The 507-nt window shown below is 48.7% G+C and carries 1 protein-coding gene; it reads left to right on the forward strand.

The genetic code is table 11. The annotated features are described in order from the left end of the window. The coding region (locus tag OGY07_RS02880) for a tetratricopeptide repeat protein (protein ID WP_286598543.1) at positions 1-507 on the forward strand (507 nt) is incomplete at both ends.

Consider the following 507-nt stretch of genomic DNA (forward strand, 5'->3'; position numbering starts at 1 on the left):
CTGCGGATGAGCCAGGCGCTAATCGATGCCGGTGTGGCTTCAGGTTATTACTTTGTCGCGGTTTATCTGCAGCACGGCGCGGCGGGATTGCAGCAGGATGACGAGATGGCGCTGCGTTACTACCGCAAGGCCGCGGATGAGGGGAATGCACAGGCTCAGGCTTACGTTGGGAAGAAATTATCTCCAGTCCAAATGGCGCCGGATATTGCCCGTCAGATGCTTCATTGTGCTGCTGAACAAGGTGAGGGAGTAGCTGCAAATTCATTAGGAAATATTTATGCGATAGAAAAAAAATATAAGGAAGCAATAGAGTCATTTCAACTAGGAACTGCTGCTGGCAATCCGGGGGCAGCCAGTTTTTTAGCCAGTGGATTTAATGGTCCTGAACCGTCAGAAGCACTTGATTACTTAGGATTGAAAAAAGATGAAGAGCGAGCACTCCGCTATGAAAAAATCTGGAAAATCCTGTCTGATTATTCCTACGCCAGTCCAACTGTCCCGGAAATC

Source organism: Citrobacter sp. Cs237 (genome assembly GCF_030332325.1).
Lineage (GTDB): Bacteria > Pseudomonadota > Gammaproteobacteria > Enterobacterales > Enterobacteriaceae > Citrobacter_A > Citrobacter_A sedlakii.